Here is a 14054-nt window from a genome sequence, read left to right as displayed (position 1 = left end):
GGCCGCGGCGCCGGTGGGTGGAGACGGCGCCGCCTCCCCTATATGACCCGGGCGGCGCCCCCCGTCGCCTCGGGGGAGGCGCGGGAGCGGTGCCTGGGGATGGGAGAGGAATGACGGATCGCGGGCCGGCGCCGGACCTCGTCGCCGAGAACGAAAGGCTGCGGGCCGCCCTGGCGGCCGCGGAAGCCGCGCGGGCGGCGGCCGAGGCCGCGGCGGCGCGGAGCGCGGCGGCCGCGTCCCGGACCGGACTCTCCGCCCCGGCAGGCGGCCTCTTCGTCGATCCGCGCCTGCGCACCGTGCTCGGCATCGAGACCGTCGGGGCGATCGTCTTCGACATGGCCGGCCGGGTGCGCGAGGCCAACGACGCCTTCCTGGCGATGAGCGGCTACGACCGCGACGACCTGGAGCGCGGCCGCCTCACCGGCGCCAGCCTGGTGCCGCCGGAATGGCAGGCCACCTCGCACCACGTCATGGCCGAGCTGCAGGCGCGGGGGCGCTCGGAATCGACCGAGCGCGAGTACCTGCGCAAGGACGGCTCGCGGTTCTGGGGCCTGTGCGCGGCGACCCGCCTCGACGACGGCACCGGCTTCGAGTTCATCATCGACATCACCGCCCGGCGCCGGGCCGAGGAGGCCCTGCGGTCCAGCGAGGCGCGCTACCGCACGCTGTTCGAGGCGATCGATGCCGGCTTCTGCGTCATCGGCATGGCGTTCTCCGACGACGGCCGGGCGGAGGATTACCGCTTCCTGGAGGTGAACCCGGCCTTCGCGCGCCATACCGGCCTCGACGCGGCGGCGGGGCGCTGGATGCGCGACCTCGCCCCCGACCACGAGCAGCACTGGTTCGACATCTACGGCCGGGTGGCGCTGACCGGCGAGTCGGCGCGCTTCATCCAGCCGGCCCGGTCGCTGGCCGAGCGCTGGTACGAGGTCCACGCCTTCCGGGTCGGTGTGCCGGAGGCGCGCCACGTCGCAGTGCTGTTCAACGACATCACCGCCCAGCGCCGGCTCGAGGAGGCCCTGCGCGGCCTCAACGAGACCCTCGAGCGCCAGGTCGCCGCCCGCACCGCCGAGCGCGACCGGATCTGGCAGGTGAGCCGCGACATGCTCGGCGTCGCCGATGCCGACGGCGTCTGGCGCAGCGTCAACCCGGCCTGGACCGCGACGCTCGGCTGGCAGCCCGACGAGGTGGTCGGGCGCAGCTCCGCCTGGCTCGAGCACCCGGACGACCAGGACCGGACCCGGGAGGAGATCCGGCGGCTCGGCTCCGGCGAGCCGACCCTGTCGTTCGAGAACCGGTTCCGCACCCGGGACGGCGGCTACCGCACCCTGTCGTGGCGGGCGGTGCCGTTCGAGGGCAACCTGTACTGCGTCGCCCGCGACGTGACCGAGCAGCGCGAGCGGGCGCAGCGCCTGGTCCAGGCCGAGGAGGCCTTGCGCCAGTCGCAGAAGATGGAGGCGGTGGGCCAGCTGACCGGCGGCGTCGCCCACGACTTCAACAACCTGCTCACCATCATCCGCTCCTCGGTCGACTTCCTGCGCCGGCCGGAACTGCCGGAGGCGCGCAAGGCGCGCTACCTCGACGCCGTCTCCGACACGGTGGACCGCGCCGCCAAGCTCACCGGCCAGCTCCTCGCCTTCGCCCGCCGCCAGGCCCTGGCGCCGGAGGTGTTCGACGTCGTCGCCCGCCTCCAGGGCGTGGCCGATATGCTCGACACCGTGACGGGCGCCCGCATCCGCATGGTGACCCAGGCGCCCGACCGGCCGTGCTTCGTGCGGGCGGACCTGAGCCAGTTCGAGACCGCGCTCATCAACATGGCGGTCAATGCCCGCGACGCGATGGAGGGCGAGGGGATGCTGACGCTCTCGGTCGCCTGCGGCGCACCCAAGCCCGAGATCCGCGGCCACGCCGCCGCCAGGGGCCCCTTCGCGGCGATCTCGCTCACCGATACCGGCACCGGCATGACGCCGGCGGTGATCGACAAGATCTTCGAGCCGTTCTTCACCACCAAGGAGGTCGGCAAGGGCACGGGGCTGGGCTTGAGTCAGGTCTTCGGCTTCGCCAAGCAGTCCGGCGGCGACGTCGACGTGACGAGCCGGCCGGGGGAGGGCTCGACCTTCATCCTCTACCTGCCCGAGGCGGCGGCGCCCGCCGACGAAGGCCGGGCGGCGCCGGCCGACGAGGGCATGGCCCCGGCCCGGGCCGGCCAGCGGGTGCTGCTCGTCGAAGACAATGTCGGCGTCGGCCGCTTCGCGGCGCAGATCCTCAACGACCTGGGCTACGTCACCACCTGGGTCACGAATGCCGAGGCGGCCCTCGACGAGCTCGGGCAGGATGCCGCTTACGACGCGGTGTTCTCCGACGTGGTGATGCCCGGCATGGGCGGCATCGAACTCGCCAAGGCCCTGCGCCGGCGCCATCCCGACCTGCCGGTGCTGCTCACCTCCGGCTACAGCCACGTCCTGGCGCAGGAGGGGTCGCACGGCTTTCCGCTGCTGCATAAGCCGTACTCGGCCGAGCAGCTCTCGCGCATGCTCGCCACCGCGATCGGGCAGCGGCGGACGGGGACCGCGCCGGTGGGATAGGGGCGACATCGGCCGGGCTGTCGATGCCGGGGACCTCTCGCGGTGGTAGCCGGCGCAACCGCTTTCGCAGGAAGTGTCGATCGCGCGGGCGAAGCCGACGCCGCGCCGGAGGGCGCGCGAGAGCCCGGGAGCGCGCCCTCCCTCATCCCGTCAGGCGGCGCGCACGGTCGCCAGGAAGCGGGCGACCTCCGCACCGAGATGCTCGGACTGGCGCGACAGCTCCGAGGCGGCCGACAGGACCTGGCTGGCTGCGCTCCCCGTTTCCGCCGAGGCCTGCGCCAAGCCGGTGATGGTGCCGGTCACCTCCGTGGTGCCGGCCGAGGCCTGGGCCACGTTGCGCACGATCTCCTGCGTCGCCGCGCCCTGCTGCTCGACCGCCGCAGCGATCGAGGTGGCCACGCCGTCGATCTGGCGGATCCGGTCGGTGATGCCGCCGATCGCCGCGACGGCCTGATCCGTCACGCCCTGAACCTCGCCGACCTGACGCCCGATCTCCTCGGTCGTTCGCGCGGTCTGCTCGGCGAGCGCCTTCACCTCGCTGGCCACCACGGCGAAGCCGCGCCCCGCCGCCCCGGCCCGGGCCGCCTCGATGGTGGCGTTGAGCGCCAGCAGGTTGGTCTGGCTGGCGATCGAGGAGATCATGCCGACCATGTCGCCGATGCGCGTCGCATTCTGGCTCAGCGCCTGCACCAGGGTAGAGGTCTGGTCGGCCTCGCCGACCGCCATCCGGGCGAGGTCCGCCGAGCCGGCGACCTGCCGGCCGATCTCCTGCACGGAGGCCCCGAGTTCCTCGGCGGCGGCCGCGGCGGTGTCGACGTTGGCGGCGGCCTCCTCGGCGGCATCGGCCACCGTGGCCGATTGCGAGGCGGTCTCGGTGGCCGTGGACGTGAGCTGCTGGGCGGTGGCCTGCAACTCGGTCGCCGAGGACGACACCATGCCGACGATGCCGCCGACCGCCGCCTCGAACCTGTCGGCCAAGCTCAGCATGGCCTCTCGCTGTGCCGCCTGGACCTCGGCAGCCTGCCGTTCCTGCCGGATGCGGTTCTGCCGCCCTTCGGCGACGCTGTCGCGGAAGACCTCCGCCGCTTGCGACAGCAGGCGCACCTCGCGGGGACCGTCCCGGGGAATCACGACCCCCTCCTCGCCGCGGCCGATCGCTCCCAGGATGTCGGCGATCCGGGTCAGCGGCCGGGCGATGGCGCTGCCGAGTGCCACGGCGAATCCGATGGAGAGCAGAAGCGTCGCGAGCCCGGCGCCGAGCCAGAGAACGTAGGACCGTTCGGCATCGGCCCGCAGGCGGGACGCCGCACCGATGAGATCGGCATTCATGCGGTCCTCGACGGTCTTGAGACCATCGATCCGCTGGGTCGTGACCTGGAACCAGAGCGGTGCATCCCGGAAGGCGATCGGCTTGTCGGGAGCCGTCTCGAAGACGAGCGTGCGGAGCTTGTCGACTTCACGGGCGGCCGCACTGCCCTCCACCGCGCCGAGTAGCGCCACCTGTTCGGGCGTCGCCATCGACCGGAGCCGCTCTTCCTGGCTTTGCTGCTTGCCCCAGCCGATCAGGAACTGGCCGAACTTGGCTTGGGTGAGCCGTCCGTCCGAGAAGGCGATCGCGCCGAGCGCCCGCTCCTGCCCGGCCAGTTCCTTGAAAGTGATGAATGTGGAGAGGGCCTGGATACGACCGCGGATATCCGCCTCGCCGACCATGCGGGACATCTCCGGCATGGCGTCGAGGTTCTGGGCGATGAGCGCGGTGTAGAACGCGGCGGTCTGTGCGGCGTCCGCATCCAGTGCATCGATGGCGCGGCGCCGAGTGGCGATCTGGTTCAGTCCCTCCGCGATGCCCTTCCTGTGGGGGGCGAGCACGGGATCGTCGAGGGAGTCGGTGAGCCGGCGGAGCTGCTGGTCCGTGCGCAGGCGTTGCGCCTTGAGCTGGTCCGCGAACTGCCCCTCCTTCTGACCGAGGAAGACGACGGAGGCTGCACGTTCGCGTTGCGCCTCGTGCACGAAGGCGCCGATACGGGTCGCGAGGCCCGCCAATTCCTCGACGCGCGCCATCTCGCCACGCTGCGTGATCAGTCCGGACACCACGATTCCGGACATGGTCGCCAGGGCGATGCAAGGTAACAGAGCGACCGCAATGATCCGACCTTTGAGGGCATCGAGCACCAGAAGCATTCCTATGTCGTTTAACTCTACGTAATTTGGTTAGCATATTTTCATTAATATATCATAACTCCTTGATATATATGTCTGGTACCCACGGCCCGGGATGCCGATGCATCGATTTCGATCTCGGGCAGTCCTGCGATCGATGAGGTCGTTGACCCATCGCGAATTTTCGATGCCCAGCCCAGAGATCCGGGATTTTGGAGTTGATCGAAATTCGAGAGGAGGATTAAAAATATATCCTGAATGATATTTTTATCATCTGATAAATATCACTGTATATTTTATATATAAAATTAAATATATCTATATATTTTAATATTGTTGAATGAAAATCATATTCCTTTACGGCAAGCAGATCCGCCCGGTCGTCATTCTGCGCCAGGCAGCCACACCGCCTTCGAACGATGTTGCCCCTGCATCCGCATGCCCTGTGTCGCGTCGCGCAAGGGCAGGGGACGTGTTGCCGAGGCGGCCGGCGTCGGGCACGGCATCCGACCGGTGTGCGTCATGCGCATTCCGCATCGCGAAAGCGATGGCGCGGCCATCGCCAAGCGATCGATCGGAAATGGTATCACCGGCCCGCGCGGCGCCTGAGCGGAGCCGACATCCGCATTGCGAAGCAGTCGGTCGAATTTCGTATGAGTTCCTGCGGCACAACCAGGATCGAAGCGGATGACGCAGGGGTGGATCGGCGCCGGTCAGGGCCGGCGCCCGGCGAAGCTGCGCCGGTAGGCGGCCGGGCTGGTGCCGAGGCGGCTGCGGAAGTGGTGGCGCAGGCCGGCCGGATTGCGGAAGCCGCTCGCCGCGGCGATCTCGGCGAGCGACGCCCGTCCCGGACGTTCCAGCATCTCCCGGGCGAGGCGCAGCCGCTCGGCGATGATCCACTCGCCCGGCGGCAGGCCGGTCGCGGCGATGAAGCGGCGCTGGAAGGTGCGCAGGCTCATCCCGGCGAGTCGGGCCATCGTGGCGAGCGGTCGGTCTTCGTGCAGGCCCGCCCGCATCGCATCGATCGCCGGCCCGAGGCGGGCCGCCTCGCGCTCGCGCAGGACCGGCGCCTCGATGAACTGGGCCTGGCCGCCCTCCCGGTGCGGCGGCACGACGAGGCGGCGCGCGACCCGGTTGGCGAGGTCCGGCCCGAAATCGCCGCGCACCACGTGGAGGCACAGGTCGATGCCGGCGGCGCTGCCGGCGGCGGTCAGGATCCGGCCCTCGTCGACGTAGAGCACGCCCGGATCGAGGACGATGGCCGGGTGGCGCGCCGCGATCGCCGCCGCGTAGCGCCAGTGGGTCGTGGCCGTCCGTCCGTCGAGGAGCCCGGTCGCCGCCAGGACCGCGAGGCCTGAGCACAGCGACATCAGCCGGGCGCCGCCGGCATGGGCATCGCGCAGGGCCCGGACGAGGTCCGGCGGGACCGGCGCGTCGATCGCCCGCCAGCCCGGCACGACGATCAGGTCGGCCTCCTCCAGGACCTCCAGCCCGCCCTCGACCGCCACCGTGAGGCCGCCGCCGGCCCGCAACGGCCCGGGCTCCGCCGCGCAGACCGCGTAGCGGTACCAGAGCGGGCCGGCCTCCGGCCGCGGCAGCCCGAACACCTCGTAGGCGACACCGAACTCGAAGGTGCACAGGCCGTCATAGGCCAGCACCGCGACGCGGGGACCGGACGGGGTGCTCGGGAAGGCGGAGGCTTTTGGCACGATCTCGACGCGGAACGGCAGGCGGCCCGGTCTCGGGCGGAGGGGGGAGGGCGCAGGATAGGCCGGCTCGGCGCACCGCTCAAAGGGCGGGGCCGACGCAAGGAGAGCCAAGCCGTCATGCCGAACCCCGTCACCGCCGTCCCGCCCGCCCCCGCCGCCGAGGTCGCGGCCCATTACGCGCGGCGCCTCGCCTTCGAGACCGATTGCGCCGACGTGCACGCCGCCTTCGCGCAGGCGGATGGGACGACGGGAGAACCTGGCTTCGTGCTCCTCGACGTGCGCGGGCCGGCCCTCTACGCGCGGGGCCACGTCCCCGGCGCCCTCACCCTGCCGCGGGGCAAGATGACGCCCCGGCGCATGGCCGAGTGGCCCCAAGGCACCCTGTTCGTGGTCTATTGCGCCGGCCCGCATTGCAACGGCGCCGACAAGGCCGCCCTGCATCTGGCCGAACTCGGCTTGCCGGTGAAGGTGATGATCGGGGGGATCACCGGGTGGGTGGACGAGGGTTTCAGCCTCTCGCAAGCCGCGGACTAATAATACCAACGGCCCAAGATGCGTCAGCGTCTCGGGCCGTTGGATCAGTGTGGGACTTGGCTGGCTTTGACATCACGGCCGGCATAGAGGATGCGCAGACTCTCGACCTGTCCTTGTGGCAGATACGGCCGAGATAGTTGCCCGCGCGCACTGGGCCGCTCTGTCGTTCAATGTAGTCGTAGATGTCGAACAGGTCCGCACGAGCGAGCCGGTGGAAGACGACCTCACGCATCACGGCCGGCGGTCTCAAGGCGTTCGGCATGATACGCGTGCAACTCCTCGAACACCCGGTCGGCGGGAATGGGAGGGCTCGGATCGCTCAGAGCCTCTTGCACCTTCTGGCGGAGCACGGCGTCGAGCGCTGCTTCTTCCCGATCGAGGGCGCGTAAACCCGCCCGGACGACCTCGCTGACCGATGCGTAGGCCCCCGATCGGACGCGCGCCTCCACCTTCTCCTGCATCTCGCCCAAGGTGACGGTGACTGGCTTGCTGCTTCTCATCGAGGCGCCTCCGTTCCACGCCTCATCGTATCATGCTGTATGACGATGTCATACAGATCCGCTGGACGGCGTGGGCCGGACGCCAGCGCATCCGGCCCATCCTATCCGTCACACCGCCGCGAAAGCCCGCAGCACCGCCTCCGCCGCCTCGCGGGTCGTGGCCGTACCCTTGAGGTCGCGGGTGCGGGAGGCCGGCTCGCGCAAGGCCGCCTCGATCGCCGCCACGATGGCGTTGGCCGCTTCCACCTCGCCGAGATGCTCCAGCATCATCGCGGCGGTCCAGATCTGGCCGACCGGGTTGGCGATGCCCTTGCCGGCGATGTCCGGCGCCGAGCCGTGGACGGGCTCGAACAGCGAGGGGAAGCGCCCCTCCGGGTTGATGTTGGCCGAGGGTGCGATGCCGATCGTGCCGGTGCAGGCGGGGCCGAGATCCGACAGGATGTCGCCGAAGAGGTTGGACCCCACCACCACGTCGAACCGGTCCGGGTTCAGCACGAAATGCGCGGTCAGGATGTCGATGTGGTACTTGTCGCGGCGCACATCGGGATAATGCTCGCCCATCGCCTCGACCCGCTGGTCCCAGTACGGCATCGTGATGGCGATGCCGTTCGACTTGGTGGCCGAGGTCAGGTGCTTCTTCGGCCGGGACTGGGCGAGGTCGAAGGCGAATTTCAGGATCCGGTCGACGCCGTGACGGCTCATCACCGTCTCCTGGATCACGATCTCCCGCTCGGTGCCCGGATACATCGTGCCGCCGACCGAGGAATACTCGCCCTCGGTGTTCTCGCGCACGACGTAGAAGTCGATGTCGCCGGGCTCGCGGCCGGCGAGCGGGCACGGCACCCCCGGCATCAGCCGGACGGGGCGCAGGTTGACGTACTGGTCGAACTCGCGCCGGAACTGGAGCAGCGAGCCCCAGAGCGAGACGTGGTCCGGCACGGTGGCCGGCCAGCCGACGGCGCCGAAGAAGATCGCGTCGTTCGGGGTCAAGAGCTCCTTCCAGTTCGCCGGCAGCATCGTGCCGTGCTCGGCGTAGTAGTCGCAGGAGCCGAAGGCGTGGTGCTGCAGGTCGAGGCGGAAGCCGAACTTGTCCGCAGCGGCTTCGAGGATGCGGACGCCCTCCGGCACCACTTCCTTGCCGATGCCGTCGCCGGGGATGACCGCGATGCGGTAGTGGCGGGTCTTGTCGCTCATGGTCGAAAGTCCTCTCACGCCAGCGCGGCGCGCACGTCGGCGACGTCGAGGACGTCGTTCAGCGTCTGCTCGAAGCGGGCGAGCAAGGTGTCGATGTCCTCGTCGGTGCAGCAGAGCGGCGGCGCGAAGCCGACGATGTCGTCGGCGAAGGCGCGGAAGATCACGCCGTTCCTGTAGCCGAGCCGGGCGAGGTGGCCGGAGATGCCGAGATCGGGCGAGAGCTTGGTCCGCTTCGCCTTGTCGGTGACGAGTTCCACGCCGGCGAGCAGGCCGCGCACCCGCACGTCGCCGACGAGGGGATGGTCGGAGAGGCGCTTCAGGCCTGCGGTGAAGCGCTCGCCGGCGCGGCGGCCGTTCTCCAGGATGCCGCCCTCGGTGTAGAGCCGCAGCACTTCGAGGCCGACCGCGGCGCTGACCGGATGGGCCGAGTAGGTGAAACCGTGGCCGATCGGCTTGCCGGCCGGCGCCCCGTCGGCGATGGCACGGTAGATCCGGTCCGACATCAGCACCGCGCCCATCGGGCTGTAGCCCGAGGTCAGGCCCTTGGCGGTGGTCATCAGGTCCGGCACCACGCCGTCATGCTCGCAGCCGAAGAGCGGGCCGGTGCGGCCGAAGCCGGTGATGACCTCGTCGGCGACGAACAGGATGTCGAGGTCGCGCGCCGCCTCCCGCATCGCCTTGAGCCAGCCGTCCGGCGGCACGATCACGCCGCCCGAGCCCTGGATCGGCTCGGCGAAGAACGCCGCGACGTTGTCCTGTCCCAGTTCCTCGACCTTGGCCTTCAGTGCCGCCACCGAGGCGGCGATCACCGCCGCGTCGTCGTCGCCGGCCGGGTTGCGGTAGGGATAGGGCGAGGGGATGTGGTGCTGGAGCTGGGTCGGCGCGTCGAAGCCGTCGTGGAAGGCGGGGATCGCGGTCAGCCCGGCGCCGATGGTCGAGGAGCCGTGATAGCCCCGCTCCAGGGCGATCATGTGCTTCTTCGCCGGCCGTCCGGTGACGTTGTAGTAGTAGCGGATGAACCGCACCGCCGAATCGACCGCGTCCGAGCCGCCCAGCGTGAAGTAGACGTGATTGAGGTCGCCCGGCGCCAGTTCGGCGAGGCGGGCGGCGAGCCGGATCGCCGGCTCGCTCGAGAAGTGGAAATAGCCGGTGGCGTAGGGCAGCCGCCGCATCTGCTCGGCCGCCGCCTCGACGATCGACTCGTGGCCGTAGCCGACATTGACGCACCACAGGCCCGAGAACCCGTCGAGCAGGGTGTGGCCTTCGGCGTCGGTGAGCGTCGCGCCCTTCGCCGATTGCAGCACCGTGGCGCCGCGCGCCTCGTGTCCCTTCCACGAGATCACCGGGTGGATGAGGTGGTCGCGGTCGAGCTCGATCAGGGAATTGGGGCGCATGGCGTAAGGCTCCGGGCGGCGGGAGTGCAGGATGCCCGGGGACGGGCGGGATTTTTTGCCGAGATGGGGGGCTGACGCCGCGTGGGGTGCGGTTTGGAGGGGGCGGGGCGGCAGAATCGGTGGGGCGGCGGAAGCCGGGCGCGGTCCACGACAGTGGGGCGCGATCGCGCATCACGGGCCGACGGTTTCTCGTAAGCCACCGCCTTTCCCGAACGACTGAAACGACGTGGAAGGAGATCCGGGATCCAGCACGGGACGTGCCGCGAAGCGACCCTGTACGTTGCAATGTTGCAAGCAAGCGGACGCTTCGCGTAGTCCTATGCCGGGCCCCGGAGCCCCTTCCGCGGGCGCTTCGGTCGTCCGGGAAAGGGCGAGCCTCACGACGAGCCATCATCCGCAAGGCACGACCGAGCTGCGAGATCGTGGTGTGGAGCGGTCGGGAGACGCTACGCCGCCACTGCCCGACCCTTGCACACGTCGTCCAGCCACCCGGTCCGCAATTCCGGCACCGAGGACAGGAGCAGCCGCGTATAGGGCTGCTTCGGATCGGCCAGCAGCGCCTCGGTCGGGCCGGCTTCGACCACGCGGCCGTGCTGGAGCACCATCACGGCGTCGCTGATCGAGCGGACCACCCCGAGGTCGTGGCTGATGAAGACGTAGGCGACGTTCAGCTCGCGCTGGATCTCGACCAGCAGGTCGAGCACCGCCTCGCCCACCACCGTGTCGAGGGCCGAGGTGACCTCGTCGCACAGGATCACGTCGGGCTCGGCGGCCAGCGCCCGGGCGAGGTTGATGCGCTGCTTCTGGCCGCCGGAGAGCTCGCCCGGGCGCCGCTCGGCGACGCTGCGGGGCAGGCGGACCTGGTCGAGGAGCTGCATCAGCCGCTGGCGCCGGGCGCTCGCGCCGAGGCGGTGGTAGAAGGCCAGCGGCCGCTCCAGGATCTGGGCGATGCTCTGGGCCGGGTTCAGCACCGTGTCGGCGTTCTGGAACACGATCTGGATCCGCCGCAGGGTCTCGCGGTCGCGCCGGTCGAGCGACGGGGCCAGGACCTTGCCGTCGAGCCGCACCTCGCCGCGGGCGGCCGGCACGATGCCGGCGACGACGCGGGCGAGCGTGCTCTTGCCCGAGCCCGATTCGCCGATGATCCCCAGGGTCTCGCCCCGGCGCAAGCTGAAGCCGACATCGTGCAGGATCTTGATCCGCGGCACGCCGTCGGGCCCGGCCGGGCCGTAGCCGGCCGTGATGCCGGTGGCGGTGAGGACCGGGGTCTCGCCGGTATCGGGCGCAGGCTCCGCGCCCTTGCGCTTGACCGGGGCGGCGGCCGCGAGGAGCTGGCGGGTATAGGGGTGGGCGGGCGCGCTCACCATCTGCTCGACGGCGCCGATCTCGGCCAGCCGCCCGTGGCGCAGGACCGCGATGCGGTCGGCGATCTGGGCCACCACCGCGAGGTCGTGGCTGACATAGATGCCGGTGATGCCGCGCTCGCGGATCGCCGCCTTGAACGAGACCAGCACCTCGATCTGGGTCGTCACGTCGAGGGCCGTGGTCGGCTCGTCGAAGATCACGAGGTCGGGATCGTTGAGGAGCGCCATGGCGGCCAGCAGCCGCTGGAGCTGCCCGCCCGAGACCTGGTGCGGGTAGCGGTCGCCGATCGTGTCGGGGTTCGGCAGGGCGAGTTCGCGGAACAGGGCCTTCGCCTTGGTCGTCGCGGCCTCGGCTGTCAGCGAGCCGTGGATCAGCGCGCTCTCGATCACCTGCGCCATGATGGTGCGGGCGGGATTGAACGAGGCCGCGGCGCTCTGGGCGATGTAGGCGATGCGGTTGCCGCGCAGATGCCGCAGCTCGGAGGGCGAACAGGCCAGCACCTGCGTGCCGAACACGTCGACCGAGCCGCCGCGGATGGCGCAGCCCCGGCGGGCATAGCCCATCATGGCGAGCGCGATGGTGGTCTTGCCCGATCCCGATTCGCCGATCAGCGCCAGCACCTCGCCGCGGGCGATCGTGAAGCCGACCTCGTGCACGATCGTCGTCTCGGCCCCGTCCTCGGCCTTGGCCGCGACCTTGAGGGCCTCGACGCGGACGGTGCCGCTCTTGTGCGCGTGCGCCATGGTCAGTGCCCTCCCGCTCTCGCCCGGCCGGGCAGGTTGTCGACCAGGAGGTTCACCCCGATGGTCAGGATCGCGATGGCGACGGCCGGCATCACCACCGCCGGGGCGCCGTAGCTGAGGCCCGCGATGTTCTCGCGCACCAGCGAGCCCCAATCGGCATAAGGCGGCTGCACGCCGAGGCCGAGGAACGACAGGCTCGAGAGCAGCAGCACCACGAAGACGAAGCGCAGGCCGAAATCGGTGGCGAGCGGCCCGACCATGTTGGGCATCACCTCGCGCAGCATGATGTAGCCGCGGCCCTCGCCGCGGGCACGCGCCGCGAGCACGAAATCCTCGGCCGCGATGTTGACGGCGAGCGCCCGGGTGATGCGGTAGCAGCCCGGCACGTAGATGAACGCCATGGTGAGGATCAGGATCGGCAGCGACGAGCCGAGGCCGGCGATCAGCACCAGGGCCAGCATCTTCGAGGGGATCGAGGTCAGGGCGTCGAGGAGGCGGCTCAGCACGCTGTCGGTCCAGCCGCCGACGACCGCCGCGAACAGCCCGAGCCCGATGCCGGCGGTGCAGGCGAGCGCCGTCGAGAGTGCCGCGATGCCGACCGTGTAACGGGCGCCGAGCAGGATGCGGCTCAGCATGTCGCGGCCGAGATAGTCGGTGCCCAGCGGATAGGCCCGGCTGATCGGCCCGAACACGTCGACGTCGACGATCGCGCCGGCATCGTAGGGGCTGAGCGCCTGGCCGAACACCGCCAGCACGATGCCGGTGAGCACGATGGCGGCGCCGAGTCCGGCGACGGGGTTGAGGCGCAGGCGCAGGCGCGAGGCTGCCGGGGCGATGTCGGTCACGGTCTCGCTCATGAGTGGCGCAGCCTCGGGTTGGACAGGATCGCGACGATGTCGGCGGTCGTCACCAGGAGCAGGTAGACGGCGCAGAACACGATGGCGCAGGCCTGCACGACCGGCATGTCGCGCATCGACACGCTGTCGACCATCAGCTTGGCGATGCCCGGGTAGTTGAAGATCGTCTCGACGATGATGACGCCGCCGAGCAGGTAGGACAGGCTCAGCGCGACCGCGTTGGCGATGGCGCCCACGGTGTTGGGCAGGACGTGGCGCAGGACCACCCGCGCCGGGCTCGCGCCCTTGAGGGCCGCCATCTCGACATAGGGGGACTTCAATGCCTCGATCACCGCGGCGCGGGTCATCCGCACCATCTGGGTGATGACGACGAAGGACAGGCTCATCACCGGCATCGCCACGGCGCGCAGGAATTGCAGCGGCGTCGCCGAGCGCGGCATGAAGGAGAGGGCCGGCAGCCATTGCAGGTGCACGGCGAAGATCAGCACCGCCAGGGTGGCGACCAGGAATTCCGGGATCGACACCGCCGAGATCGTCACCACGCCGACCGCCCGGTCGTAGAGCGAGCCGCGCCAGACCGCCGCGGTGATGCCGAGGGTCAGCGCCAGCGGGACCGAGATCGCCGCCACGATGCCGGCGAGGATCAGCGAGCTCGACAGCCGGGCCCAGATCAGGTCGCCGACCGGCTGGCGGCTGACCAGCGAGATGCCGGCATCGCCCGTGAGGAGCCCGCCGAGCCAGGACACGAAGCGCTGGAGCGCCGGCACGTCGAGGCCGAGCGCGTGGCGCAGGCCCGCCACGGCCTCCGGCGTCGCGCTCTGGCCGAGGATCGCCTGGGCGACGTCGCCCGGCAGGAGCTGGGTCGCCCCGAACACCACCGCCGAGACGAAGAGCAGCGTCGCGGCGGCGACGAGCACCCGGCCCGCGATCAGCTTCACCATGCGGCGGCTCATGCGCCCTCCCTGGTCCTTGGTTGGCCGGCCCCCATGGGCGGGCGTGCTGGTGCAAATGTG

Annotated in this window: 10 protein-coding genes; 2 read left to right on the top strand and 8 right to left on the bottom strand. The window is 70.4% G+C overall.

Annotated elements, in window-relative coordinates; translation table 11 throughout:
• Window positions 1-110: 110 nt before the first annotated feature.
• Window positions 111-2585: a PAS domain-containing sensor histidine kinase gene (locus G4G93_RS00550; protein ID WP_165080229.1), complete on the top strand. Its 2475-nt coding sequence runs from the start codon at window positions 111-113 to the stop codon at window positions 2583-2585.
• A 150-nt stretch (window positions 2586-2735) separates the two neighbouring features.
• On the opposite strand, the gene G4G93_RS00545 is transcribed toward G4G93_RS00550, so the two are convergent.
• Window positions 2736-4766: a methyl-accepting chemotaxis protein gene (locus tag G4G93_RS00545; RefSeq protein WP_165080227.1), complete on the bottom strand. Its 2031-nt coding sequence runs from the start codon at window positions 4764-4766 to the stop codon at window positions 2736-2738.
• 692 nt (window positions 4767-5458) lie between these two features.
• Entirely contained in the window at window positions 5459-6475 is a 1017-nt protein-coding gene (gene ftrA / locus G4G93_RS00540) for a transcriptional regulator FtrA (protein ID WP_165081282.1), read from the bottom strand.
• A 96-nt stretch (window positions 6476-6571) separates the two neighbouring features.
• Between ftrA and G4G93_RS00535 the strand changes: the two genes are divergently transcribed.
• Entirely contained in the window at window positions 6572-6988 is a 417-nt protein-coding gene (locus G4G93_RS00535; RefSeq protein WP_165080224.1) for a rhodanese-like domain-containing protein, read from the top strand.
• A 224-nt stretch (window positions 6989-7212) separates the two neighbouring features.
• On the opposite strand, the gene G4G93_RS00530 is transcribed toward G4G93_RS00535, so the two are convergent.
• From G4G93_RS00530 to G4G93_RS00505, 6 genes are all read right to left on the bottom strand, one after another.
• The gene (locus tag G4G93_RS00530; protein WP_165080222.1) at window positions 7213-7488 is read right to left on the bottom strand and encodes a type II toxin-antitoxin system ParD family antitoxin; all 276 of its coding nucleotides are present in this window, start codon (window positions 7486-7488) and stop codon (window positions 7213-7215) included.
• Between the two features lie 108 nt (window positions 7489-7596).
• On the bottom strand, window positions 7597-8682 hold the full coding sequence (locus G4G93_RS00525) for a tartrate dehydrogenase (protein ID WP_165080219.1): 1086 nt from the start codon (window positions 8680-8682) through the stop codon (window positions 7597-7599).
• Window positions 8683-8696: 14 nt separating this feature from the next.
• The gene (locus G4G93_RS00520) at window positions 8697-10076 is read right to left on the bottom strand and encodes an aspartate aminotransferase family protein (protein WP_165080217.1); all 1380 of its coding nucleotides are present in this window, start codon (window positions 10074-10076) and stop codon (window positions 8697-8699) included.
• 446 nt (window positions 10077-10522) lie between these two features.
• On the bottom strand, window positions 10523-12184 hold the full coding sequence (locus G4G93_RS00515; RefSeq protein ID WP_165080215.1) for an ABC transporter ATP-binding protein: 1662 nt from the start codon (window positions 12182-12184) through the stop codon (window positions 10523-10525).
• 2 nt (window positions 12185-12186) lie between these two features.
• A complete protein-coding gene (locus tag G4G93_RS00510; protein ID WP_165080213.1) occupies window positions 12187-13041 on the bottom strand; it encodes an ABC transporter permease in 855 nt (284 codons plus the stop codon).
• Entirely contained in the window at window positions 13038-13994 is a 957-nt protein-coding gene (locus G4G93_RS00505) for an ABC transporter permease (protein ID WP_165080211.1), read from the bottom strand. The genes G4G93_RS00510 and G4G93_RS00505 overlap by 4 nt, the downstream gene beginning before the upstream one ends.
• Window positions 13995-14054 lie beyond the last annotated feature (60 nt).

It is taken from the genome of Methylobacterium sp. DB0501 (assembly GCF_011043735.1).
Taxonomy (GTDB): domain Bacteria; phylum Pseudomonadota; class Alphaproteobacteria; order Rhizobiales; family Beijerinckiaceae; genus Methylobacterium; species Methylobacterium alsaeris.
The sequence above is the reverse complement of the archived record's forward strand: the minus strand, read 5'-3'. Positions and strand labels throughout refer to the sequence as shown.